This is a genomic window from Streptomyces sp. NPDC008079 (genome assembly GCF_042957385.1).
In the GTDB taxonomy this organism is placed as follows: Bacteria; Actinomycetota; Actinomycetes; order Streptomycetales; family Streptomycetaceae; genus Actinacidiphila.
Window position 1 is genome coordinate 133,690 of record NZ_JBIBIC010000014.1, and the last position, 23,855, is coordinate 157,544.

Below are 23,855 nucleotides of genomic sequence, written 5' to 3' on the forward strand. Positions count from 1 at the left end.
GACGTTACAACTTCCGGCGGGACAACGGTGCTTACCTGACCCGAGTTTATCGATCTCGGCCAACTGGGCACACCCTTGATAGAGGCAGCCTCTCTCAACTTCTCATTCGGGTAGGGAAGTTGAATGATCCAGCCTCATCGGGGGTCGCCAACTTCCCGTCCGATGGCGTGCGGGACATCGCAGCCACCCGCCTTCTGCAAAAGCGCGGAGTCGCGAAGGAGGGATCGGTCATGCTCGCTCTCAGTTTGTGCGCATATGCCTTCGAAGAGATCATCCAGTGGCGGTACGGTGCGGCAGGGGCCATCGCCGTCGGGCTGGTGGGACTCGGTCACAAGATGCGGAACACCACGTTCACCTGCATAGGGATCACCGCGATAGCGCTGCTGCTGGCGCAGTGACGGGCCGCGGAAAAGCGGGCAACCGGGTAAGCGGGTAACCGGGTAACGGGTCAGCGCGGGGATCAGAAGACGTCGGGGCACCAGGGCCGGCGTGGGGTGCGGAACAGGGCGTCGGCTGTCCTGGCCGCACCCGTTCGGTGTTCGGAGACACGGCCGAGGGCGGCGAGGCGGACCGGGGACTCGTCGCCGAGGTAGAGGCAGCCGAGGTCGGCGACGGACAGGGAGAGGTCGGCGGAGGCCGAGGTGGGGGTGCAGGAGGCGGCGCCCGAGGGCGAGGTCTCCAGGAGGAAACGGCCGCTGGCCAGGCCCGCGGGGTCGTGGACATCGAGCACGAGGGCGGCGGGGCCGCCCGCGTAGGTGCGGGCGGACAGGGCGGCGGGCACGTCGAGCATCCGCAGCCACATGAAGTCGGCGTAGGTCTCGGTGCGGGCGGCGCGCGGGTCGCCGAGGAGCAGCGGCAGGAGGTCGTCGGGCGCGCGGTGGCCGGACTTCAGCAGCGTCACCCAGTCCAGCGCGAGCAGGAAGCGCCACAGCGCGGTCTCGGCGGCCGGGGAGGCGGCGATCAGCCCGTGCACGCTCAGCTCGACCTTGGGGAACTTGCCCGGCCAGTGCTCTTCCTTGGCGGCGTACGCGGCCAGGCCGTCGACCCGGCCGTCGGCGTCGCGGTAGACGACGAAGAAGGGCTCGGTCCACGGCTGGGAGTCCAACGGCCGCTGTCCGGTGTTGACTTCCCACCAGTAAGGGGTGCGGTTGATCGCGCCGGGCGTCACCGCGCGGACCCGCTCGTGCAGCGCGGGGCCGACCTTGCGTACGTCCTCGACGGTCACGAGGTCCACCCGGCCGCCGTCGGTCGGGCCCGCCCAGCGCCGGTCGAGGCCCGCGCGCGGCACGTCGATCTCCCAGTCCGTCACCCAGGTCGCCGCGCCGAAGCCGTACCGTCCGTAGATCGGATATTCGGCCGCGACCAGGATCGACACCGGCTCGCCGCGCTCCTTGGCGGCGGCCAGGTCGGCCGCCATCATCCGGCTGGCCAGGCCGCGGCGGCGGTGCGTGCCGGTCACGGACACGTTCGTGACGGCGGAGGCCGCGACGGCCGCGCCGCCGGGCACGGTGAGCTGACGCGGCATGCTACGGAAGGTCGCCACGCAGCGGCCCTGGTCGAAAGCGCCCTGCGTCCGGCTCAGGTCGAACGCGGCCCTGCGGGCCTCGACCTCCGCGGCGCTCACCGAGGGCGCGAGATGGAAGCCGGCGAGCTTGGCTCGCACCCAGTCGGCGACGTCGGATTCGGCCAGCGTGCGGATCTCAGGGCTCGAGGTCATACGCGCACGCTACGGACGCTCCCGGCCGTCCGCACCCGAATTTCGGCCGGGGAGCCGCCGGGCGCGCCGACCCGCCGTCACCCCGCGCCCACCCGCCGCCACCGCGCACCGAACCGCCCTCACCCGTCCGACAGCAGGTCGTCCACCTTCGCCTCGCCCTCCCGGTACCGCCGGGTGATCTCCGCGCTGCACCCGTCCACCGTCTGCTGGAGGGCCTGGCGGCGGCGTGAGACCTGCTGCTCGTTGCGGACCAGGCGGCCCATCGCCGCGTCCAGCTCCGGGTCGGTGCGGGCGTCGAGGTCGGACAGCTCCACCTCGGCGAGCATGTCCTCGGCGAGCTGCCGCACCCGCTCGGTCAGCGGGGTGCCGAGCGTGACGTGACGGGCGGAGGAACGGACCCGCGAAGGCCCGTCGGTCAGGATCTCCGAGAGCCGGTCGAGCACGGGCGACGTACTCGGCGCGTCGGGGCCCTGCCCCGCGGCCGTACCGCGCGCGTCCCGCCCGCTGCGCCTGGCCTGCTCGGCCTGGAGGATGTCGATCCTGCCGTGCAGCATCCGCCGCAGATACGACAGGTCGGCCTCCTCCTGCTGCGCGTCCCTGCGCAGGGCGCGCAGCGCGCCCAGGTCGAGCGCGCCGAGGTCGGGCGCGGGCAGGTCGGCGAGCGGGTTGCGCGGCGCGGGCGTGCGCAGCGGACCCCGTGAACCCAGCGGACCAGATCCGTCGGCCTTCAGCATGCGGTGGCCCTTCGTGGTGGGCGCCGTCGGTACGGCAGTGCCGGAAGTCTCTCCAGCGCCGGAAGTGGTCATGCCTGTTGTCCCCTCCGTGGCGGCGCCTGCGCCGCCACCCTTCCGATGCTGCCACCTGCCCCTGTCACCCCGCAGCGACTCTGCACCCGAACGGCCGTCGCAACTGTTGTGCGAAGCCGCCGACCGGGCGTACGTTCCCCTCCCCGCGCTCCCCCTCACCCGTGTGGGTGGCGTGGGGGCGCGGCAGGCCACAATGGGCGCATGCGAGCGGTGGCCCAGCGGGTGAGCGAAGCGGAAGTCGTGGTCGACGGGGAGAGCGTCGGTGCCATTACGGGGCCCGGCCTGTGCGTCCTGGTCGGCGTGACGCACGACGACACGAAGGAGAAGGCCGCGGCGCTGGCCCGCAAGTTGTGGACGCTGCGGATCCTGCCCGACGAGCGGTCCTGTTCCGACATCGGCGGCCCGCTGCTCGTCATCAGCCAGTTCACGCTTTACGGTGACGCCCGGAAGGGTCGCCGCCCCACCTGGAACGCCGCGGCGCCCGGCGACCTCGCCGAGCCTCTGGTCGACGAGGTCGTCGCCCAGCTCAGGGCGCTCGGCGCGACCGTCGAGACGGGCCGGTTCGGCGCGGACATGAAGGTCTCGCTGACGAACGACGGCCCGTTCACAGTGGTCATCGACATGTGAGGCGGCACCCGCGCCCCGAATTGCCACACGCGCCAACGGACCTACGGCGCCACGACCGTCTCCTGCGACGCCGCCGTCTGCTCCGCCATCAGCACCGCGTCCTCCGGCGTGTTCCGCTTCACCAGGGCCAGTGCGATCGGCCCCAGCTCCCAGTGCCGGGCCGAGGACGTGACGAAGCCGATCGCGCGGCCGTCCTCGCCGTCCGAGGCGAGCCGGACCGGGGCGCCGTGGCCCGGCAGCCGCACCTCGCTGCCGTCCAGGTGCAGAAAGACCAGGCGGCGCGGCGGGCGGCCGAGGTTCTGAACGCGGGCGACCGTCTCCTGTCCGCGGTAGCAGCCCTTCTGGAGGTGCACCGCGGTCTCCAGCCAGCCCAGCTCGTGCGGGATCGTACGATGATCGGTCTCCAGGCCCAGCCGCGGCCGGTGCGCCTCGATGCGCAGCGCCTCCAGGGCCAGCGCGCCGATCGGCGGCGCGGCCTTCGCGGCGAAGGACTCCAGCTCGGCGCGCGGCACGAAGACGTCCCGGCCGTACGCGGTCTCCCGTACGGCCCACTCCGACGGCACCGCCGTGATCGAACCGGCGGGCAGGTACACCACCGCGTAAGCGTCCGTGGCGTCCGCGGTCTCGACGCGGTAGAAGAACTTCATGCTCTCCAGGTAGGCGAGCAGCGCGCCCTGCGTGCCGGGCTCGACGTGCATCCAGGTCGTGGTGCCGTCGTCCACCAGGTACAGGGCGTGCTCGATGTGGCCGTTCGCCGACAGGACCAGCGCCTCGGTCGCCTGCCGGGGGGGAAGTTTCTCGACGTGCTGGGTGAGCAGCAGGTGCAGCCAGGACAGCCGGTCGTCGCCGGACACCGTCACCACACCGCGGTGCGACTGGTCCACGAAGCCGGTGCCGTCCGCGAGGGCGCGCTGTTCGCGGAAGAGGTCGCCGTAGTGCGCGGCCACTCCCTCGTCGGGGCCCTCGGCGAGGACAGCGCCGGGCAGCGACAGCAAAGGACTCTTCTTCACGCCGGTGGTCGCGCCGTCCGTCATGTTCACGCCGTCAGTCATGCCGTCAAGACTACGACTCCGCGCCGGTGCTACGACTCCGCGTCCGAACGCCTGTCCGCGCAGTCCCGGCAGCGGCCGAATATGGCGAAGTGCTTCATGTCCGTCTCGAAGCCCAGCTCCGCGCGCAGCCCGTCCTTCAGCGGCTCGGCCAGCGCGACCGGCACCTCCGTGACGGAGTCGCAGTCGCGGCAGACCAGGTGCATGTGGTCGTGCCGGTCGGCGAGGTGGTACGTGGGGGCGCCGTGGCCGAGGTGGGCGTGGCTGACCAGGTCCAGCTCTTCCAGCAGCTCAAGGGTCCGGTAGACGGTGGAGATGTTGATCCCCGAGGCGGTCTTGCGGACCTCGCACAGGATGTCGTCGGGCGTCGCGTGCTCCAGTACGTCCACGGCCTCCAGCACGAGCTGGCGCTGGGGCGTGAGCCGGTAGCCGCGCTGCCGCAGATCGGTCTTCCAGTCGATGGTCACCACACGGCCAGTGTAGGACCGTCCCGGAAAGCCGACCGTCCCGGAAAGGCGACCCTGGCTTCCCCGGCGTACGCGGGGCGCGGACCCGGGCGTACGCGCGATGCCGGGGCGTACGGCCGGCTCCGCCTCCGTGGAGCCCGGCCTACTTGAAGAAGGCGATGCCGTCGTCCGGCAGGTCCTTCAGGTCGGCGGCCCACTCCCGCGGGTCCACGACCTTCTTCAGGTGCGCCGACATGTACGCGCGCAGCGGCACCGCGGGGGTGGCCTTCTCGCCGACCCACATCAGGTCGCTGTTCACGTACCCGTACAGCCGCTTGCCGCCGCTGTAGTCGGGCGCGCCCGCGAGCCGTGCCACGGCGTCCGTGACCAGGTCGATCTGCGGCTTGCCGTCGGCCAGCTCGCCGGTCCAGATCTCCACGACGCCCTCGTCACGCGTGGTGGTGACGTCGACCTTGCGGTCCTTGTCGATCCGCCAGAAGCCGCTCTCGCTCTCCAGCGGCCTGACCTTCTTGCCCGCTTCGTCCAGCACCCACGAGTGCGAGGTGTACTCCAGGAACGGGCGGCCGTCGTGCGTGAAGACGACCTCCTGCCCGAAGTTGCACTTCTCGGAGCCCGGGAAGTCGTGGACGCCCGCGCCCTCCCACCGGCCGAGCAGGAACACCAGCGGTACGAGGTCGGGGTGCAGGTCGGACGGGATCTCGATCATGTCAGCGCTGGCCCTGGTAGAGCTTCTTCACCGCGTAGAACGCGAAGAGCGCGACGCCCAGGCAGACGAGCACGAGCAGGGCGTCGTAGACATACTCAATTTGCACGGGACGTGCTCCTCGGACGGATCATGCGGACGGGCCGCGCACGAGTCTAGTGCGCCGCCCGTCCGAAGGCGCGGCCAGGCCGCGTGACGTGCGCCCCAGCGCCCCGCCCCGCCGCCCCGCCGCCCCGCCGCTCAAGCGCTCAGGCGCTCAGGCGCTCAGGCGCTCAGGCGCTCAGCCGAGCAGTTGCGCCTGGAGCCGTACGGTCTGGCGGAACGGCACCGCGGGTGTGCCCCGCTTGACGCCCGCCTGCCGGCCGGTCGACTGCACGACCAGCGCCAGCGTGTCCCCGGCGTGGACGAAGGCGTACCGCGTCGCCGTGTCGTCGTACGGCGGGGTCTGGGCGTACGCGGAGACGGTGACGGGGACGGGCAGGGAGTCCGACTCCACGGAGTTGTCGCCCTCCTTGCTGTCGACGCCGGTCAGCGTCGTGTACTCGGCGCTGGTGGCGTAGTCACCGGCGTAGGCGGTGCTGACGAACTGCACGAGGTAGATCTGCGTACGGGTGCCGTCCGGCATGGACCAGGCGCGGCCCGCGATGTGCCGCAGGCCCTGTGCCGTGAGCGTGGTCCCGGCGGCGGCGCGGTCGCCGACGTCGAACCGCCCGACGTAGTCCTCGGCGGGCACCCAGCCCTTGACGCCGGGCAGCATGGTGTCCTCGACGGCGCCTTCGGGCAGCGGCAGCAGCAGTGACCTGAGGTCGGCGTAGTGGCGGCCCGAGGGGTTGACGCCCGTGTCCAGCGCGCCCGGCTTGCCCGCGGGCAGCTTCGGCAGCGCCAGCGGCGGAAACGTCCACCGTCCGTCGTCCGGCGTCTTGAGCCCCGGCACCTTCGTCCGCTCCGGCTGCGTCACCGCGTACGCCGTCGCCCCGCCGAACGCCGCGAAGACCAGAACGGCGGCCGTCCACCGCGCCAGCGCCCGCAGCCGCCGCCTCGGGCGGCGGGCCACGGGAAGGAGGTGCGGCTCGACGGCCGGTGCGTCGCCGGGCCCCTGGGGTGCCGACCAGGACTCGGAAAGCCGCTCCGGCTGAGACGGCGGCTGCGGCGCGAGGGGGGTGGCGGGCTCAGCCGCAGGCGAATTGTCGGGCATCAGACGGCCTCTCCCGGGTCCTTGATGCGGTCGAGTTGCTGGGCGAGGAGTTTGGCGGCCTCGTTCTTCTGGAGCGGGACGACACCGGAGGCGGTGACCGTGACCATGAGGTCGCCCTCGGTGGCCTGGCAGAGCATCTCGTCGAGTTTTTCGCCGGGCTCGGTCGGCGGCAGCACGCACGTCGCGCCGGGGTGGCCGTCGATCGTGGGCCCGTTGCGGAAGACGCCCAGCGCCTTGGTGAACTCGGTGAAGTAGTCGGTCTGGGCGTGCGCCGCCGTTTTGTTCTTCATCTGGACGATCTCGATCTCGACGATCAGATTCTCGATCGACCGGTACGTCCGCATGCCCGCGCCCTCGATGTGCAGCTGCGCGAGAGCCTTCTCCGTCTTCGCGCGCTGCTTCTTCGTCAGCCCGCCGAGGTCGCCCTTGACCAGGTCGGCGGCCTTCGTCGCGTTCAGTTCCACGTCGTTGCCGAAGCCCTCGACGTCCGGCCCCGGCCCGTAACCGGCGGGCATCGGCAGCAGCAGCTCACTCAGCCTGCCGTAGTGGCTGCCGCCGGACTTCGCGCCGAACTCCTCGGTGGCGGTCGGCGCGGGCGGCGTCCAGGGCGTGGCCACGGCGGGCTTGGCCGACGTGCCGTCGTCGCGCTGTTTCAGCACCGCGTAGCCGATCCCCCCGCCCGCCGCGACGGCCACCAGGGCGCCGACGGCGATCAGCGCGGGCCCGCGCCGCGACCGTACGGGAGCGGGCACGGGCGCGGGAGCGGGCACGGGTGCCGGAGCGGGAGCGGGAGCGGGTACTGCCGGGGGCCCGAAGGGGGCGGCGGGGACGGACGGCGGTACGTTCTCGGGCTCGTCGGTCACAGCCGCTCCAGTTGCCGCTTGATGAGGGACAGGACGGTCTTGACCTTGACCGGGTGCTCCGAGTCCAGGACGACCTCGACGAAGAGGTTGCCGACGCGGGCGAATCCGATGCCCCGGTACTGGGGCAGATAGCCGTCGCTCTCGTACGGCATTCCCGAGCCCCACGCCTGGCCGTCGGCGGTGCCGGGCACGGGCGTGTTGTGGGCGAAGTGCGGGTTGGTGCCCGCGGCTCCCACCTGCTCGGTGAGGTGCCTGCCGGTGTACAGGGTCGCCTCGTCACGGAACTGCACGACTTCCACATGGGAGAAGTCGTGGCGGGCGTCCGTCCAGCCGGCGCCCGCCACCCGGCGGAAGTCGTTCTGGGCCAGCCGGGTGAAGGCGATGTCGGGGCGGCCGTAGCCGTCGGCGTATTCGACCAGCGACTGCCAGCCGCGTTCCAGCTCCTTCGTACCCTTCGTCTTCGGCGTCGGCACGAGCAGTTTCAGCAGGTCGCCGTCGTAGACCGCGTTCCGGTCCTGGGCGACGGGGAGGGCCGGGACGTCCGGGCCCGTCCCCTTCGGCTGGGCCAGCGCGGGGCCGGTCAGCGGGGGCAGCGGCGTCGGCTCACGGTCGTGCTGGATCTTGTAGCCCACGCCTCCCCCGGCCAGCACGCCGAGCACCAGCGCGGCGGCGATCAGCAGCGTCGTGCGCCCGCGCGGGCGCGGCGGGTGCGGCGGGTGCGGCGGGTGCGGCGGCGTGGGCGGGAGGCCCTGCGCAGGCGGCGTGGGCGGGAAGTCCGGCGCGGGCGGCGCCTCGGGCTCCGGCTCGGGGCCCCGCTCCTGGGCAGGGGTGTCTTCGGACAGGGACAAGGGGATCTCCACGAGATGGTTCGGAAGGAGAAGGTCGCGCGGCGGGACCCGAGGTCAGTGACCGGTCTTCAGCCGCTGGAACTGGGCGTCGAGCAGGCGCTGGACCAGCGCGGCGGACGGCGCCTTGCCGCCGGTCAGGGTGATCGTGATGTGGACGTCGCCCTGGTGGGCGACGGCGACCACGGCGCTGGTGCTCTCGGCCGAGGAGGACTGGAGGTTGTAGGCGCGGGCCGGATAGGCGGTGGTCAGCGGAATCCGGGCACCCTGGTACGAGTGCTGCGCGTCGTACGCGGCGGTCTGTTCCGCGCTGCCGAAGCGGATCAGCCGGGCGCTGACCTCGAAGGCCCCGTCCCCGGTGAGGTACGTGCGGTAGGCGCCGGACCGGAAGCCGTACGTCTTCAGGGCCGCTCGGGCGTCGGACGGGTCGGAGGCGCTGCCCGCGATGTCGTCGGCGGTGTACGGCGAGCCGTCCGGGTCGCCGTAGACGTCGGCGTCCGAGGGCGCGGGGAGCAGGAAGAAGCGCAGGTCACCGGTGTGGACGCCGTGCGAGACCCGGCCCGGGACGCGCGCGGCGGCCGTGGGGGCTGCCGAGGAGGGCGTGGCCGCGCCGGTCGTCGGGGCCGCTGCCGCGGCGGAGGGCCTGGCGGGCGGGGCGACGGACGCGTCGGCGTGGCCGGAGGAGGAGCCGAGGGCGACGACCGCCCCCGCTGTCACGGCCGCCACGGCGACCAGTCCGGCCACGGCGCCGAACAGCGCGCCACGGCCGCGGCGGCGTACGCCACCGTCGTTCAGTTCCACAGAAGCCCCCCCGGGCGTACACGCGTGCGATGCACGCGGACTCGCATTATGTCGAGACGACACAGCGGCTTCACAACGAAATTTGCCGACGCCTGCGTGACGTACGACACAACCGGAGGACAGAGGTGCCACCGGTACGGGTGCGGTGCGGCTCCGGGACGGCTGTGCGGCTCCGGGACGGCTGCGCCTACGCTGGCCGGATGGCGAAGAAGCTCGTGATCAAGGTGACGGCGGGCGCCGACGCGCCCGAGCGGTGCTCGCAGGCGTTCACGGTGGCGGCGGTCGCGGTGGCCAGCGGAGTGGAGGTCTCGCTCTGGCTGACCGGTGAGTCCGCGTGGTTCGCGCTGCCCGGCCGCGCGGCGGAGTTCGAGCTGCCGCACGCGGCGCCGCTGCCGGATCTGATCGACGCGGTGCTCGCCGCCGGGCAGGTCACCTTGTGCTCGCAGTGCGCGGCCCGCCGTGACATCAAGGAACAGGACGTCATCGCGGGCGTACGGATCGCGGGCGCGCAGCTCTTCGTCAGCGAGATCATGCCGGACGGCGTGCAGGCGCTGGTCTACTGAAGGCGCGGGCGCTACGGCGGACCGCCGCGGTCCAGCTCGTCCCACCACCGGTCGGACTCCGGGTCGCCGGACGAACCGTAGCTCTGGCGCTCGGACCGCGCCGGGGTCATCCTGCGGTGCTCCTCCATCGAGGTCGCGCCCGGCGGGGGCGGGTCATCGCGCTCTTTCCCGGTCGGCTTCCGCTCCTCGGGCCGCAGCGGCTCCTCGTCCCACCACCGGTCCTCAGGGCCCTTCCGGTTCGCCACGATCGCCGCGACCGGCGGGATCACCATCGCCACCAGGCACATCGCGATGGCCGCCGGCACCGACCAGATGCGGACAACCGACCACGCCATGACGAACAGCACCACGCAGGTGCCCATCATGGCGAAATACCAGTGACGGCGACGCGCGTTCACCCTTCAACGGTACGTCCGCCACGCCGGATCAGCACCCGCCGAGCACCCCCCGCCGGACGGAGTCCGGCACAGCGAAGGGCCGCGCCCCCTTGCGCGGGGTGCGGCCCTTCACGGCGGGGTCAGACCGCGATGGCGACCTCGGACGGGGCGCCCTGCTGGGCGACGACGGTGCGGTCGACGGTGGCGCCGGGGACGAGGGCGCGGAGCGTCCAGGTACCGGGGGCCGCGAAGAAACGGAACTGCCCGGTCGCGGAGACCGGCACCTCGGCGGTGAACTCGCCGCCGCCGTCGAGCAGCCGGACGTAACCGGTGACCGGCTCGCCGTCGCGGGTCACCGATCCCTGGATGATCGTCTCTTTCGCCACGTCAACTCCTGCCAGATCGGGCCCACCGGCCTTGGCTCCACACATAACGTTCAGTCCTCCGGGGTCAGTTGGAGCCGAGCTCGATCGGAACGCCGACCAGCGAGCCGTATTCGGTCCACGAGCCGTCGTAGTTCTTGACGTTGGCCTGGCCGAGCAGCTCGTGCAGCACGAACCAGGTGAGCGCGGAGCGCTCGCCGATGCGGCAGTACGCGATGGTGTCCTTGGCCAGGTCGACCTGCTCCTCGGCGTACAGCGCCGTCAGCTCGTCGTCCGACTTGAAGGTGCCGTCGTCGTTGGCGTTCTTCGACCACGGGATGTTGCGCGCGCTCGGCACGTGGCCGGGGCGCTGCGACTGCTCCTGCGGGAGGTGCGCCGGGGCGAGCAGCTTGCCGGAGAACTCGTCGGGCGAGCGGACGTCGACCAGGTTCAGCGAACCGATCGCGGCCACGACGTCGTCGCGGTAGGCGCGGATCGAGGTGTCCTGCTCCTTGGCCTTGTACGTGGTCGCGGGGCGCTCGGGCACGTCAACGGCCAGGTCGCGGGAGTCCAGCTCCCACTTCTTGCGGCCGCCGTCGAGCAGCTTCACGGAGTCGTGGCCGTACAGCTTGAAGTACCAGTAGGCGTAGGAGGCGAACCAGTTGTTGTTGCCGCCGTAGAGCACCACGGTGTCGTCGTTGGCGATGCCCTTGGCGGACAGCAGCGCCTCGAAGCCGGCCTGGTCCACGAAGTCGCGGCGGACCGGGTCCTGGAGGTCGGTCTTCCAGTCGATGCGGACGGCGTTCTTGATGTGGTTCTTGTCGTAGGCCGAGGTGTCCTCGTCGACCTCGACAATGACCACCTTGGGGTCGTCGATGTGGGCCTCGACCCAGTCGGCGTCCACCAGGACGTCACTGCGGCTCATCTTGTTTCTCCTCCGGGGCAGTACGGATGTGCGGTGCGCGACGGGCGCGCGGGGCTTGCGAGGGATACGCGATGCGCGTGATGCGCGGGGATTCGCCTGGCAGGCAGGGGAGGCAGGCTGCGCCGGGGGCCGTTACGGCCGGCATCGGCACGGAGGAACCGCCACCCCTAGGGCATGCGACAGAGCATGGCGGCGACGCGGCACAGGTCGACTGCCCGCCGCTTCGTGAGATCCGCCTGTCGCTTCATGGTCCCGATCGTAGGGATATCAACCCGTAGGTGTCACCGTTGTGTCATATACCGAGACAAGATTGTCCGCATGGCGGAATCACCATGCCACGCAACCCGTGTCTCGGCCCGTCCGGCGGCCTGCCGACGGCGTACGAGCGGCTTGATACCCCATGCCGGACCGTTCCGAACCACCCGATCGGGCGATACGGTCACCCCGCCCACCTGCGGAGGACTGCGGTACGGACACCGCCGTCTCAGTTGGCGAGAACGACGTTCTTGCCGCCCGCCGCCACCGACAGCCCGTCCGGCGTGCTGGTCACGGACGTCAGCGCGATCCCGGAGGGCAGGTGGGTGAGCTGCCGGGTGAAGTCGATCTGCTGCCGCACCTGGTCCTCCAGGCCCAGCTCGGTGAACGCCTTCGGCAGCTCCGCCGCCTGGAGGCCGATCTCGTCGGCGCCGCGCACCGTCACCTCGCTGAGCACGCTCAGCCTCGCGCCCATGAACTCGCCGGTGATCTTGACCAGCGCGCCGCCGTCCTTGCTCTTGGCGTCGCCCGCCGACGAGACCGTGATCCCGGTGGGCGCGGCCTTCGTCAGGTCCTCGTAGGTGAGGAAGGCGATGCCGTCGGCGGTGTCCGCGACCGCCCGCCGGTAGCTGTCGGAGAGCCGTACGCCGTGCAGGTCGGCGTGGAAGGAGTCGATCCGCAGGGTCTGCTCGCCGTTGCCCGCCGCGATGTCCTTCGCGGAGATCTTGACCTCGTCCAGCTTGCCGCCGGCGGCCTGGGTGAGGAACGGGAAGCCCTCGATGGACACCTTGGGCTTGGTGGTCAGGCCCTCGGTGAGCGCGGCGCGGTCGGCGGCCTTGTTCTGCGCCACCGACACCGTGATCCGGTCGGCCGCGACGAAGAGGCCGCCGAGGATCACCAGGACGATCAGAACTGTCCGCGCCACTCGCATGTGCTGTCGCTCCCCGCTCGTTCCCCGCTGATCTCCCCTCAGCCCTGACGGCGGGGCAGACCCGACGGTTCCCCGCGCGGCCAACCGTTACCGCGGCTCAATCCGCCCTTCACACGGTGCGCACGTGACCTGTGCGCCGCCTGTGCGAACAATTCACCGCCCACGGGGACGGACCACCGCCCGGGCAGACGGATCACCGCCCGCGCGGACGGATCACCGCGCGGGCGGATCGAGCCGGTGGTCGCCGTCAGCCCGTGAGGACGCGGCCGAGGATGTAGACGGCCGGGGCCGCGGCGGTCAGCGGCAGCGCCACACCCGCGGTGAAGTGCACGAAACGGGACGGGAAGTCGTAGCTGGCGACCCGCAGGCCGATCAGCGCGCAGACACCGCAGGCCGCGGCGAGCAGGACGGCGTCCCCGCCGCTCATCCCGGTGGCCGGTCCGGTGGCGAAGCCGGTGGCCGCGGCGGCCAGCAGCGCCACGACGACGGAGGCGGCGCCCGGCAGCGGGAGGGCGCGGACGAGGGCCGCCAGGGCCACCGCGACGGCGCCGACCACGACCGGATCGGACCCGGCGTCGGAGGCCGCGGTGGCGAGGTAGCCCGCCGCGACGACCGTGAGCAGCGTGGACGCGGAGGTCGCCGTCAGCGAGGACATGCGTTCGTCGGCCGAGCCGTGGTGCCGCAGTTGCAGGACGAGCACGAGGAGCAGCCATACGCCGAGGGTGCCGATCAGCACCGCGGGGCCGTGGTCGTCACCGGCGATCAGCAGGCCGATGTCGGCGGTCACGCCCGACAGGAACGCCAGCGCGATGCCCTGCCGGGCGGGCCACATGCCGTTGAGCCGGAACCATCCGGCCGCCGTCACCGCCTGGAGCACCACCAGCAGCACCGCGAGGCCCGGCTTGCCGAGCGCCGCGCCGCCCGCCATCAGCAGGCCGAGCGCCGCCGTCAGCGCCGCGGGCTCCAGCCCGGGGGCGATGATCGGTGAGCCGGTCCTGACCGGTGCCTGCGGCTGCCCCTGGGCCGGGGACTGGCCCTGGTCCTGGTCGCCGTGCCTGCCCGGCGTCTGCTGCGGCAGGCTCTCGACCACCGGCAGCACGGCGGTCTGCTCGACCCCGCCCGCCTGCGGGTGCGGGTGCGCCGCCCCCTGGGCCCAGTCCGCGCCTCCCGCGTGCCCGCCCCACGCGTCCCCGGGCGTCGGCGGCGCGTACGGCGCCCCCGGCTCCGAGTACGGCGGCATGGGCCCGGCCAGCGGCTCCGGCACGTACGTCCGGCCCCCGTCCGGGTAGTCCCCGTATTCGCGCGCGCCATACCCCTCGTCGTGGCCGCCGACCGGATAGACCCCGGCCCCCTGACCGGCGTGCCGGCCGCCGCCGTCCTGACCGTCACCGGCGTACGCGCCACCGGGCGCCGCGTATCCCTGGCCCGCGTATCCCTGACCCGCGGGCCCGCCGGGTGCCTGGCCGCCGTACGAACCGCCGCCGGTTCCGCCGTACCCGGCGTCCTGGCCCGCGCCGTGGCCGCCGCCCGGATACGCGGTCCCGCCGTTGTCCCCGGGCGCTCCGTACCCCGCGGCCGGGTAGCCCTCGGGCGCCTGGCCGCCGTACGGGCCCCCGTGGGTGCCGTACCCGGAGTCGTGTCCCTCGGGTGCGTAGGAGCCGGGTCCGTAGGAACCGGGGCCGTGGCCCTCGGCCGGGTACGTGCCGGGGAGCTGACCGCCGTAGCCGGGGTCGTAGCCACCGCCGGTACTCGCGTCACCCGGGGCTCGGTGCCTGGCGTGGTTCGGGTCGGACGGGGAGCGGCCGTCGTGGTCGCCCTGGGCGGTGTCCGGGTCCGCGGGCCGCCGGCCGGATTCGTCGCCGGGCTGGAAGCCGTGCCATTCGTTGGTCATGTCATCCTCCCGCGAACGGTGGGAGGACCTCCACCGTGCCGCCGTCGGCCAGTGCGACCGAAGTGTGGTCCCGGGTGCCGACGGGGTTGCCGTCGACGAGGTAGGAGCTGCGCAGCAGGACGCGGGCGAACTCCGGGCGCTGGGCGTGCCGTTCGCGTGCGGCGGCCAGGGCGTCGGCGAGGGTCGCCGCGCGGTACGGCTCCTCCGCCGTGCCCGCGGCGGCCTTGGCGGCGGCCCAGTAGCGGATCGTGCCCGCCGCCGGGCGCGCGGCCGTGTCGGGTGCGGCCATCGCGGCTCCGTCCTTCGTTCTGTCCTGTGCTCGCCGTGCGTGTCACTCGCCGTACGTGTCACTCGCCGTGCGTGTCTGACGTGTGGTGCGGCGTCCATCATGGCCCGTCCACGTCACCTCGCGGGAACGCGGCCCGTCAGCCAGTCGCCGATCCGGCGCAGCAGCGCGTCGTCCGCGGCGTTCTCCGCGTGGCCGAAACCGGGTTCGATCCACAGCTCCGCCCGGTCCCGCCCGGCCGCGTCGGCCAGCGAGAGCGGGTGGTCCAGCGGGAAGTAGCCGTCCCGGTCGCCGTGCACGATGAGCAGCGGGATGTCCGGGTCGATCAGCGGGACGGCCTCGACCGGGGAGAGCGGCACCGGGTCCCAGTCCGCCGCGCGGATGCGGGTCTTCAGGCCGAGCCGCGAGACCAGGCGGCCCGCCGGGCGGGTGATCGCCCAGTGCACGCGGCGCATGGGCGCGGTGCCGCGGTAGTACCAGCGGGCGGGCGAGCTGACGGAGACGACCGCGTCCACACGCGCCGGTGAATGCGCCGTCGTGCGCCCGTCACGCGCCGGGCGCACGACCCCCCGCCCGTCCACCCGCGCGTTCCGTCGTACGTCGCCACGTACGCCGTCCCCGCCTGCGTCGTTGCCGCGTACGTCATGAGGCCCCGCCGCCGAGCACACCGCCGCGTGCACCGTCTGTCCCGCCGCGTGCCGCAGGACCACGGAGCCGCCCATGGAGAAGCCGACGGTGGCCACCCGCCGGTAGCCGAGGCGGCGGGCCCAGGAGACGGCCGCGTCGAGGTCGAGCACTTCGAGATCGCCGACCGTGGACAGGCCGCCGGACCGCCCGTGACCGCGGAAGGAGAAGGTCACGACACCGGCCGAACCGCCGAGGACACGGGCCGCCCTGCGCACCGCGGGCCGCTCCAGCGCACCGGTGAATCCATGGGCCACGACGATCGCCAATTCGCGCTCTTCGGCCATCGATTCGCGCACTTCGGCCGCCGATTCACCCCTCGAATCGGCGGCCGATTCACGGGTCGTTTCGACGCGCCGGACATCACCTGTCCGGTCCGCCGTATCGACCGCCGATTCCGTGTCCGCGGGCCGGTGTTCCGCCTCGATCCGTACGCCGTCGGCCGTCAGGAGCGTTCTCCGCCCAGCGGCATTACCGTCGCCGGAAGTGATCGGTGCTACACGGAAACGCTGGTCATCGGTCTCGGCAGGGCTGTCCATGTGGGCTATTCTTCCGTGCAAGAGGACCTGGGCAATGTCGCCCCCGGGTCCTTTCGTGCTTTCCGGCACGAGGTACGTCCTCGCAGGGACCGAGGAGGGTTCGGAAATGAGCAAGCGCACCGCGTGCGGAAACCGCGCACAGCCACGAGCACACCGACGAAACGTCCGGACGACCGACGGGAGCTGCCGGTGAGTTCTCTCCTGCTTCTGACCAATGCCCTCCAGCCCTCCACCGAAGTGCTGCCCGCGCTCGGGCTGCTGCTGCACAGCGTCCGCGTGGCGCCCGCCGAGGGCCCGGCCCTGGTGGACACCCCGGGCGCCGACGTGATCCTGATCGACGGCCGCCGCGATCTGCCGCAGGTGCGCAGCCTGTGTCAGCTCCTGCGCTCGACCGGGCCCGGCTGCCCGCTGATGCTGGTCGTCACCGAGGGCGGACTCGCCGCGGTGACCGCGGACTGGGGGATCGACGACGTGCTGCTGGACACCGCGGGTCCCGCCGAGGTGGAGGCCCGGCTGCGGCTGGCCATGGGCCGCCAGCAGATCACCACGGACGACAGCCCGATGGAGATCCGCAACGGCGACCTGTCGGTCGACGAGGCCACGTACAGCGCGAAGCTCAAGGGCCGGGTCCTGGACCTGACCTTCAAGGAGTTCGAGCTGCTGAAGTACCTGGCGCAGCACCCGGGCCGGGTCTTCACCCGCGCCCAGCTCCTCCAGGAGGTGTGGGGCTACGACTACTTCGGCGGCACCCGCACGGTGGACGTGCACGTACGGCGGCTGCGCGCCAAGCTCGGCGTGGAGCACGAGTCGCTGATCGGCACCGTCCGCAATGTCGGCTACCGCTTCGTGACCCCGGAGAAGGTCGAGCGGGCCGCCGAGGAGGCCGCCAGGAGCGAGGCCGCGCAGGGCCGCGGGCCGCAGCGTTCCGACGAGCCCGCGGACGTCCCCGTCGAGCGGCTGAAATCCGCCGAACAGACCGTATGACGAGCCATGTGACGACTGGATAGACACGCGTAGACTGCGCGACGTGCCCAAGGTGACGCGTGACGACGTGGCAAGGCTGGCGGGGACGTCCACCGCGGTCGTCAGCTACGTCATCAACAACGGACCCCGGCCGGTAGCCCCGGCCACCCGCGAGCGCGTGCTCGCGGCCATCAAGCAGCTCGGCTACCGCCCGGACCGTGTGGCCCAGGCGATGGCGAGCCGCCGTACCGACCTCATCGGTCTGATCGTGCCCGACGCGCGCCAGCCGTTCTTCGCGGAGATGGCGCACGCGGTGGAACAGGCCGCGTCGGACCGCGGGAAGATGGTGCTGGTCGGGAACTCCGACTACCTCGACGAACGCGAGGTGCACTACCTGCGGGCCTTCCTCGGCATGCGGGTCTCCGGGCTGATCCTGATCAGCCAGGGCCCCAGCGAGAACGCGGCGACCGAGATCGACGCCTGGGACGCGCGTGTGGTGCTGCTGCACGAGCGGCCCGAGGCGATCGACGACATCGCCGTGGTCACCGACGACATCGGCGGCGCGCAGCTCGCCACCCGCCACCTGCTGGAGCACGGGCACGCGTACGTGGCCTGCCTCGGCGGCATGGAGAAGACGCCGGTGATCGGCGACCCCGTCACCGACCACGTGGTCGGCTGGCAGCGGGCCATGCAGGAAGCGGGGCGGTCCACGGAGGGCCGCCTTTTCCAGGCCCCGTACAACCGGTACGACGCCTACGAGGTCGCGCTGGGCCTGCTGGCCGGGCCCGACCGGCCGCCGGCCATCTTCTGCGCCACCGACGACCAGGCGATCGGCGTGCTGCGCGCCGCGCGTGAGCTGCGGATCGACGTGCCGGAACAGCTCGCGGTCGCCGGGTTCGACGACGTGAAGGAAGCCGCGCTCGCCGATCCGCCGCTGACCACGGTCGCCTCCGACCGGCAGGCGATGGCCAGGGCGGCGGTGGACGCGGTGCTCGACGACTCGCTGCGAGTGCCGGGCGCCCGGCGCGAGCGGCTGCGGCAGTTCCCCTCCCGGCTCGTGGTGCGGGGGTCGTGCGGCTGCCACGGGTAGCCGCGGGAGCCGGGGCGCACGGCCGCCGCGCGTAGCCGTACGCGCGGCGGTGCACGGGCGGCGGTGTACGGGCGGTCGCGGGCGGGCCGCGGTGTACGGGCGGTCGCGGGCGGTCGGGACCGGGCGTTCCCGATCTTGTTTATATGGGGCATACCCACTTCTGCCGGGCTTCTCAGCGAGTGCTCAGGAAGCTCTCATCTTCCGGGCACAGAGTCATTGTCATGACCGAGAGCAGCCGCACCGGCGGCGAACACCAGAACCCGGACGAACCGCAGCTTCCGCTCTACTTCGGCAATGAGGCCCCCCAGGTCTCCGAGCCGGAGGCCCCGCAGTACCGCCAGGCCCCCGACTACGACGCCCCCTCCGCGACCGGCTTCCCGCCGCCGCCCCCGTACGACCCCGCCACGCCCGCCGTCGCCGGGGCGTCGCCCGCTCCCCGCCGCAAGGCCCGCAAGCCCGTCGCGCTGTTCGCCGCCGTCGCGCTCGCGGCCGGTGTGATCGGCGGCGGCGCGGGAGCCCTGATCGGCAACGCGACGCACGACAACGGAACGACGACGACGGCCAGTTCGGCGGTCAACGCGAGCGTCGTGAACGGCAGCGTCAGCAGCGTGGCCAAGGCGGTCAGCCCCAGCGTCGTCGAGATCAACGCGACGTCCGGCGCGGGCAAGTCCACCGGCGCCGGTGTCATCATCACCAGCGGCGGCGAGATCATCACCAACAACCACGTGGTCGCCGGATCGACCTCGGTGTCCGTGACGTACAGCAACGGCAAGACGGCCACCGCGACGGTGGTCGGCACCGACTCCGCCAAGGACCTCGCGCTGATCAAGGTGCAGGGTGCCAGCGGACTGCCCGCGGCCACGCTCGGCGACTCCTCGAACATCGCCGTCGGCGACTCGGTGGTGGCCATCGGCTCCCCCGAGGGCCTGACCGGCACCGTCACCAGCGGCATCGTGTCCTCGCTCAACCGCGACGTGACCGTGTCCACCGACGAGAACCAGGGCCAAGGCCAGGGCGGCCAGGGCAACGGCCAGTGGCCGTTCTCCTTCGGCGGCAACCAGTACAACGGCGACACCGGCAACTCCACCACCACGTACAAGGCGATCCAGACCGACGCCTCGCTCAACCCCGGCAACTCCGGCGGCGCCCTGATCAACATGAGCGGCCAGATCATCGGCATCAACTCCGCGATGTACTCGGACGCGTCGTCCTCGGGCAGCAGCTCCGGCAGCGTCGGCCTCGGCTTCGCGATCCCGATCAACACCGTGAAGTCCGACCTCGCGAGCCTGCGCGCGGGCGGCACCAGCGGCAGCGGCACGACCGACAACAACGGCAGCAGCAGCGGGAACGGCAACGGGAGCAGCAGCGGCGGTAACAGCGGCGGCGGCTTCGGCGGCTTCTGAGCCGACGGGACCGCGGGCACGCGGAACCGCTGAGGGGCCGCCCTCGCCTCTCCGCCCCTCCGCCTCACCGACCCTCCGCCTACCCAACCGTCCGTCCCCCCCGCCCCTCCGGAAAGAACGGCACCACCCCGAACCACCCTGGGAGAACGCCATGAGCAGCAGCACCCTCACCGTCAGCGCCAACCGGCTGCGCCGCGCCCTCAGTGCCGCCGTCTCCTGGAGTCCGCACAGCGCGGCCGTCGCCACCGGGCCCGCCGATCTCGACCTGCCGCTCGCCCACATCGCCGCCGGCGCGGCCCGCGACGCGGCGGCGGACCGGGCCGTCCGGCGGGAGTCGGCACCGCGCCCCGCCGAGGTCTCCGCCTCCGCGAAACCCGTGAGCCGCGCGCACCGCGGGACCGCACGACGCGGGACGCGCGCCGTGCGACGCTGAGAGAGTTCCGGCACCATTCCGATGTCCATCAGTGAGGTACCCGACACCATGAGCCCCGGCGACAGCGGCGAGGCCCCCGCCCGCATCCTGATCGTGGACGACGAGCCCGCCGTACGGGAGGCCCTGCGCCGCAGCCTCGCCTTCGAGGGGTACGACACCGCCCTGGCCGCGGACGGGCTCGCCGCCCTCGACCAGGCGGAGGCGTACCGCCCCGACGCGATCGTGCTCGACGTCCTCATGCCGCGCATGGACGGCCTCACCACGGCGCGGCGGCTGCGCGCCACCGGAGTGACCACCCCGATCCTCATGCTCACCGCGCGGGACACCGTCGGCGACCGCGTCACCGGCCTCGACGCGGGCGCCGACGACTACCTCGTCAAGCCCTTCGAGCTGGACGAGCTGCTGGCCCGGCTCAGAGCCCTGCTGCGGCGCAGTTCCTACGCCACCGTCGGCCACGAAGGCGACGGTGGCGGCCACGCGCTCACCTTCGCCGATCTGCGGATGGACACCACCACCCGCGAGGTCACCAGGGACGGGCGCCCGGTCGAGCTGACCCGGACCGAGTACACCCTGCTGGAGCTCTTCCTCACCCACCCGCGCCAGGTCCTCACCCGCGAGCAGATCCTCAAGTCCGTCTGGGGCTTCGACTTCGAGCCCTCGTCCAACTCCCTCGACGTCTACGTCATGTACCTGCGGCGCAAGACCGAGGCGGGCGGCATGCGACGGCTCGTCCACACGGTACGAGGAGTGGGGTACGTCCTGCGCGCCCCGGACGGCGGCCACGCGTGAAGCGGCTCCCCCTGAGGTCCCGGCTCACCATCCTCACCGCGGCGGCGGTGGCCGTGGCGGTGGCGGTGGTGTCGCTGGTCTGCTGGCTGCTGGTGCGCGACCAGCTCATGAGCGAGCTGGACAAGTCGCTGCGCCAGCCGGACATCGTGCCGGTGCAGCAGATCTCGCGCACGCTCAACACCCAGGGCTGCCAGTCGAGCGTTCCGGCGATGAACAGCACGCAGGGCGCCAACGGCGGCTCCGTCGGCTTCATCACCACCAACACCCTGGCCCAGGTGGTGCTCTCCGACGGCACGCCCTGCTGGGTGCAGGGCCGTACGACCATCCCCGTCGGCCCCGCCGACCACGCGGTCGCGGACGGCCAGCGACGCGACGCCCTCCACACGGTGACCGCGCCCAACGGCCAGAAGCTGCGCGTCTACACCTCACAGGCACGGATCAATCTCCAGCCGGCGGCGATTTCCGTGGCCCGGCCGCTGAGCGATGTCGACCGCCCGCTGACCACCCTGGCCTGGGTCCTGCTGGCCGTCGCCGGGATCGGCGTGGTCGGCGCGGCGAGCGCGGGGCTGTGGATCGCGCGGACGGGGCTGCGGCCGGTGGACCGGCTGACCGAGACCGTCGAGCACATCGCCCGCACCGAGGATCTGAACGTCAACATCCCGGTGGAGGGCGAGGACGAGATCGCCCGGCTCAGCGCGTCGTTCAACGCGATGACGGCCGCGCTGGCGTCGTCGCGCGACCGGCAGCAGCAGCTCATCGCGGACGCGGGGCACGAACTGCGCACGCCGCTCACGTCGTTGCGGACCAACATCGAGCTGTTGGAGCGCAGTGAGGCCACCGGCCGGGCGATCCCGCCGGAGGACCGGAAGGCGCTGATGGCGTCGGTGAAGGCGCAGATGACCGAACTGGCCTCGCTGATCGGCGACTTGCAGGAGCTGTCCCGGCCGGACGCCGTACCGACCCTTGAGGTGGTGGCGCTGCACGAGAGCGCGGAGACGGCGCTGGAACGGGCGCGGCTGCGCGGGCCCGACCTGAAGATCAGCGCGGAGCTGGCGCCCTGGTATGTGCGGGCGGAGCCCGCCGCGTTGGAGCGGGCGATCGTCAATCTGCTGGACAACGCGGTGAAGTTCAGCCCGCCCGGCGGCGGGATCGAGGTGCGGCTGGCCGACGGGCAGCTCACCGTACGCGATCACGGGCCGGGCATCCCGGAGGACGAACTGCCGCATGTCTTCGAGCGGTTCTGGCGGTCGCCGTCCGCGCGGTCGCTGCCGGGCAGCGGGCTCGGGCTGTCGATCGTGGCGCGCACGGTGCAGCAGTCGGGCGGCGAGGTCGCGCTGACCCGGGCGCCGGGGGGCGGCACGCTCGCCGCCCTCCGGCTGCCGGGAGCGCCGACCGCGCCGCCCGAGGGGCCCGCCGTGTCGTCCGGCGGCTCGACCGTATTCGCCGGTTTCGACGAATGACCGTGCTCTGAGCCCTACTTGATGACGGTGACCCGGTCGGCGGCGGGCGGGGCGAGGGGCGCCGCGGCCGTGGAGTGGGCGGTCAGGTAGGTGGCGAAGGCGGCCAGGTCGTCGCCGCCGATCAGCAGGGACGTGCCCTGGGCGAGGACGGGGAAGCCGTCGCCGCCGCCGGTCAGGAAGTTGTTCATCGCGACGCGGTAGCTGGCGGCCGGGTCGATCGGGGCGCCGTTGAGCTTGACGGAGTCGGCGACGACGCGCGCCGCGCCGGACTTGGTCAGGTCGAGCGTGTAGGTGAGCCCGGCCGAGATCTGGAGGATCTTCGTCGCCGCCTCGTTCGGCCCGCTGACCTGCTGCTGGAGCGCGGTCACGAGCTGCGCGCCGGTCAGCGTCTCCAGGTTCACGGTGTTGCTGAACGGCTGTACGGCGAAGCCCTCGGCGTAGGTGACGACGCCGTCGCCCTCGCTGCCGGAGGCCGCGTAGACCAGGTCGGTGCGGATGCCGCCGGGGTTCATGAACGCGATCTGCGTGGTCGGGTCGAGGGTCTTGGCGTATTCGAGCTGCGCGTCGGCGATGAGGTCGCCCAGCGGCGTCTCGTTGGTGCCGGTGCGGGCGATGTCGCCGCTGATCCAGCCGACGGTGCGGTTGGCGATCGGGGCGGCCAGCGCGTTCCAGCGGGTGATCAGCGAGGTCATGTCGGCGGCCTTGGGCTGGACGCGGTCCACGACGTGGTTGCTGCCCTTGACCGAGGTGCGCACGATGTCGCCGGTGCGCTTGTCGACCTTCATGTCCAGCTCGGTGTAGAGCCGCCCGAAGGACGAGGCGCTGGTGACCAGCCGGGGCTTGCCCGCCGGGTCGGGGATGGTGCAGACGTACGCGTTGTGGGTGTGACCGGTGACCAGCGCGTCGACGTCCGGCGAGATCTTCTTCGCGATGTCCACGATCGGGCCGGAGATGCCGGTGCCGGGACCGCCGCTGTCGCAGTCGTAGTTGTAGCTGCCGGAGACCGGGAAGCCGCCCTCGTGGATCAGCGCGACGACCGACTTGACGCCCCGCTTGCGCAGTTCGGCCGTGTACTTGTTGACCGTCTCCGCCTCGTCGAGGAACTTCAGGCCCTTCACACCGGACGCGGTGACGATGTTCGGGGTGCCCTTGAGCGTGACGCCGATGAAGCCGACGCGGACGCCCTTGACGTTCTTGATCGTGTACGGGGCGAGCAGCGGGCGGCCGGTCTTCTCGTTGACGACGTTCGCCGACAGGATCGGGTAGTCGGCGCCCTTGAACTTCTTGCCCTTCTCGTAGCAGCCCTCGACCGGGTGGCAGCCGCCGTTCTGGAGACGGAGCAGTTCGTCCTTGCCCTCGTCGAACTCGTGGTTGCCGACGCCGGTGACGTCGAGGCCGATCTTGTTCATCGCCTCGACGGTGGGCTCGTCGTGGAAGAGGCCGGACAGCAGCGGGCTCGCGCCGACCAGGTCGCCCGCGGCGACGGTCAGCGAACGGTCGTGGCCCTTGCGGGCGTTGCGCAGGCTGGTCGCCAGGTACTCGACGCCACCGGCGTCGATGGTCTTGACGGTGCCGTCGGCCTGCTGCTCGGTGACGCGGCCGGAGGAGCCGGCCGGGGGCTCCAGATTGCCGTGGAAGTCGTTGATCGTCAGCAACTGGAGGTCGACCGTGTTGCCGGACTGCCCGTGGCCCGGCTTTCCGGGGTGGCCGGGCCGGTCGTGGCCGCCACCGTGCTGGGCGGGCCCGGCCGCGACAAGCGCGCCGACGGCCACGAGCCCGACGGCCGCGACGGAGATTCTGCGCGTCAGAGACATGGATCCCCTCGGATCAA

General features: G+C 72.3%; 27 protein-coding genes. 9 read left to right on the top strand and 18 right to left on the bottom strand.

From position 1 onward, the window contains the following. Positions 1 to 230 precede the first annotated feature (230 nt). Positions 231 to 398 carry a hypothetical protein gene (locus tag ACFZAM_RS26215; RefSeq protein ID WP_355341949.1) on the top strand — a complete coding sequence of 56 codons (168 nt, stop codon included), beginning with the start codon at positions 231 to 233 and terminating at the stop codon, positions 396 to 398. A 62-nt stretch (positions 399 to 460) separates the two neighbouring features. On the opposite strand, the gene ACFZAM_RS26220 is transcribed toward ACFZAM_RS26215, so the two are convergent. Next, on the bottom strand, positions 461 to 1,717 hold the full coding sequence (locus ACFZAM_RS26220) for a GNAT family N-acetyltransferase (protein ID WP_391049723.1): 1,257 nt from the start codon (positions 1,715 to 1,717) through the stop codon (positions 461 to 463). Between the two features lie 119 nt (positions 1,718 to 1,836). Then, a complete protein-coding gene (locus ACFZAM_RS26225; RefSeq protein WP_391049725.1) occupies positions 1,837 to 2,523 on the bottom strand; it encodes an ABC transporter substrate-binding protein in 687 nt (228 codons plus the stop codon). Between the two features lie 201 nt (positions 2,524 to 2,724). Between ACFZAM_RS26225 and dtd the strand changes: the two genes are divergently transcribed. Then, positions 2,725 to 3,150 carry a D-aminoacyl-tRNA deacylase gene (gene dtd / locus ACFZAM_RS26230; protein ID WP_391049727.1) on the top strand — a complete coding sequence of 142 codons (426 nt, stop codon included), beginning with the start codon at positions 2,725 to 2,727 and terminating at the stop codon, positions 3,148 to 3,150. Positions 3,151 to 3,191: 41 nt separating this feature from the next. On the opposite strand, the gene ACFZAM_RS26235 is transcribed toward dtd, so the two are convergent. The 7 genes from ACFZAM_RS26235 to ACFZAM_RS26265 all read right to left on the bottom strand — a co-directional run bounded on the left by ACFZAM_RS26235 (position 3,192) and on the right by ACFZAM_RS26265 (position 9,073). Next, a complete protein-coding gene (locus ACFZAM_RS26235) occupies positions 3,192 to 4,202 on the bottom strand; it encodes a folate-binding protein (protein ID WP_355341940.1) in 1,011 nt (336 codons plus the stop codon). A gap of 29 nt (positions 4,203 to 4,231) precedes the next feature. Further along, positions 4,232 to 4,669 (bottom strand): Fur family transcriptional regulator, encoded by a 438-nt coding sequence (locus ACFZAM_RS26240; RefSeq protein ID WP_355341937.1) that lies wholly within the window; start codon positions 4,667 to 4,669, stop codon positions 4,232 to 4,234. A 139-nt stretch (positions 4,670 to 4,808) separates the two neighbouring features. Then, a complete protein-coding gene (locus ACFZAM_RS26245; protein WP_355341934.1) occupies positions 4,809 to 5,372 on the bottom strand; it encodes an FABP family protein in 564 nt (187 codons plus the stop codon). A gap of 277 nt (positions 5,373 to 5,649) precedes the next feature. Next, positions 5,650 to 6,564 (bottom strand): hypothetical protein, encoded by a 915-nt coding sequence (locus ACFZAM_RS26250; RefSeq protein WP_391049730.1) that lies wholly within the window; start codon positions 6,562 to 6,564, stop codon positions 5,650 to 5,652. Further along, positions 6,564 to 7,427, bottom strand: coding sequence for a hypothetical protein (locus ACFZAM_RS26255; protein WP_391049731.1), 864 nt, complete (start codon positions 7,425 to 7,427; stop codon positions 6,564 to 6,566). The genes ACFZAM_RS26250 and ACFZAM_RS26255 overlap by 1 nt, the downstream gene beginning before the upstream one ends. Continuing rightward, positions 7,424 to 8,275, bottom strand: a complete 852-nt coding sequence (locus ACFZAM_RS26260; RefSeq protein WP_391049733.1) for a hypothetical protein — start codon at positions 8,273 to 8,275, stop codon at positions 7,424 to 7,426. The genes ACFZAM_RS26255 and ACFZAM_RS26260 overlap by 4 nt, the downstream gene beginning before the upstream one ends. Positions 8,276 to 8,329: 54 nt before the next feature. Then, complete coding sequence (locus ACFZAM_RS26265; RefSeq protein WP_391049735.1) at positions 8,330 to 9,073, bottom strand: hypothetical protein; 744 nt, start codon at positions 9,071 to 9,073, stop codon at positions 8,330 to 8,332. A 200-nt stretch (positions 9,074 to 9,273) separates the two neighbouring features. Here ACFZAM_RS26265 and ACFZAM_RS26270 point away from each other — a divergent pair, with 200 nt between their 5' ends. Next, positions 9,274 to 9,636, top strand: coding sequence for a DsrE family protein (locus tag ACFZAM_RS26270; protein ID WP_355341920.1), 363 nt, complete (start codon positions 9,274 to 9,276; stop codon positions 9,634 to 9,636). A gap of 11 nt (positions 9,637 to 9,647) precedes the next feature. Here ACFZAM_RS26270 and ACFZAM_RS26275 read toward each other — a convergent pair whose 3' ends face one another. The 8 genes from ACFZAM_RS26275 to ACFZAM_RS26310 form a co-directional block, all read right to left on the bottom strand. After that, positions 9,648 to 10,034 (bottom strand): DUF3099 domain-containing protein, encoded by a 387-nt coding sequence (locus ACFZAM_RS26275; RefSeq protein WP_355341917.1) that lies wholly within the window; start codon positions 10,032 to 10,034, stop codon positions 9,648 to 9,650. A gap of 119 nt (positions 10,035 to 10,153) precedes the next feature. After that, positions 10,154 to 10,444 (bottom strand): DUF1416 domain-containing protein, encoded by a 291-nt coding sequence (locus tag ACFZAM_RS26280; protein WP_355341914.1) that lies wholly within the window; start codon positions 10,442 to 10,444, stop codon positions 10,154 to 10,156. A gap of 19 nt (positions 10,445 to 10,463) precedes the next feature. Beyond that, entirely contained in the window at positions 10,464 to 11,300 is an 837-nt protein-coding gene (locus ACFZAM_RS26285) for a sulfurtransferase (RefSeq protein ID WP_355341911.1), read from the bottom strand. Between the two features lie 167 nt (positions 11,301 to 11,467). Next, positions 11,468 to 11,548, bottom strand: a complete 81-nt coding sequence (locus ACFZAM_RS26290; RefSeq protein WP_355342331.1) for a putative leader peptide — start codon at positions 11,546 to 11,548, stop codon at positions 11,468 to 11,470. A 236-nt stretch (positions 11,549 to 11,784) separates the two neighbouring features. Further along, a complete protein-coding gene (locus ACFZAM_RS26295; protein ID WP_355341908.1) occupies positions 11,785 to 12,486 on the bottom strand; it encodes a DUF2993 domain-containing protein in 702 nt (233 codons plus the stop codon). A gap of 247 nt (positions 12,487 to 12,733) precedes the next feature. Continuing rightward, positions 12,734 to 14,377 carry a hypothetical protein gene (locus ACFZAM_RS26300; protein ID WP_391049739.1) on the bottom strand — a complete coding sequence of 548 codons (1,644 nt, stop codon included), beginning with the start codon at positions 14,375 to 14,377 and terminating at the stop codon, positions 12,734 to 12,736. Position 14,378: 1 nt separating this feature from the next. Next, positions 14,379 to 14,666 (bottom strand): MoaD/ThiS family protein, encoded by a 288-nt coding sequence (locus ACFZAM_RS26305; protein ID WP_391049740.1) that lies wholly within the window; start codon positions 14,664 to 14,666, stop codon positions 14,379 to 14,381. A 113-nt stretch (positions 14,667 to 14,779) separates the two neighbouring features. Continuing rightward, complete coding sequence (locus tag ACFZAM_RS26310; RefSeq protein WP_391049742.1) at positions 14,780 to 15,634, bottom strand: alpha/beta fold hydrolase; 855 nt, start codon at positions 15,632 to 15,634, stop codon at positions 14,780 to 14,782. Positions 15,635 to 16,075: 441 nt separating this feature from the next. Here ACFZAM_RS26310 and ACFZAM_RS26315 point away from each other — a divergent pair, with 441 nt between their 5' ends. The 6 genes from ACFZAM_RS26315 (at position 16,076) to ACFZAM_RS26340 (ending at position 22,024) form a co-directional block, all read left to right on the top strand. Continuing rightward, positions 16,076 to 16,870 carry a response regulator transcription factor gene (locus ACFZAM_RS26315; protein ID WP_355341896.1) on the top strand — a complete coding sequence of 265 codons (795 nt, stop codon included), beginning with the start codon at positions 16,076 to 16,078 and terminating at the stop codon, positions 16,868 to 16,870. A gap of 43 nt (positions 16,871 to 16,913) precedes the next feature. After that, complete coding sequence (locus tag ACFZAM_RS26320; RefSeq protein ID WP_355341893.1) at positions 16,914 to 17,939, top strand: LacI family DNA-binding transcriptional regulator; 1,026 nt, start codon at positions 16,914 to 16,916, stop codon at positions 17,937 to 17,939. Between the two features lie 221 nt (positions 17,940 to 18,160). Further along, complete coding sequence (locus ACFZAM_RS26325; protein WP_391049743.1) at positions 18,161 to 19,342, top strand: trypsin-like peptidase domain-containing protein; 1,182 nt, start codon at positions 18,161 to 18,163, stop codon at positions 19,340 to 19,342. A 151-nt stretch (positions 19,343 to 19,493) separates the two neighbouring features. Continuing rightward, positions 19,494 to 19,775: a hypothetical protein gene (locus tag ACFZAM_RS26330; RefSeq protein ID WP_391049745.1), complete on the top strand. Its 282-nt coding sequence runs from the start codon at positions 19,494 to 19,496 to the stop codon at positions 19,773 to 19,775. Between the two features lie 48 nt (positions 19,776 to 19,823). Beyond that, positions 19,824 to 20,564: a response regulator gene (locus ACFZAM_RS26335; protein ID WP_391049797.1), complete on the top strand. Its 741-nt coding sequence runs from the start codon at positions 19,824 to 19,826 to the stop codon at positions 20,562 to 20,564. Then, positions 20,561 to 22,024, top strand: coding sequence for a HAMP domain-containing sensor histidine kinase (locus ACFZAM_RS26340; RefSeq protein WP_355341884.1), 1,464 nt, complete (start codon positions 20,561 to 20,563; stop codon positions 22,022 to 22,024). The genes ACFZAM_RS26335 and ACFZAM_RS26340 overlap by 4 nt, the downstream gene beginning before the upstream one ends. Positions 22,025 to 22,038: 14 nt before the next feature. Here ACFZAM_RS26340 and ACFZAM_RS26345 read toward each other — a convergent pair whose 3' ends face one another. Then, a complete protein-coding gene (locus tag ACFZAM_RS26345) occupies positions 22,039 to 23,838 on the bottom strand; it encodes a bifunctional metallophosphatase/5'-nucleotidase (RefSeq protein WP_355341881.1) in 1,800 nt (599 codons plus the stop codon). Positions 23,839 to 23,855: the final 17 nt, after the last annotated feature.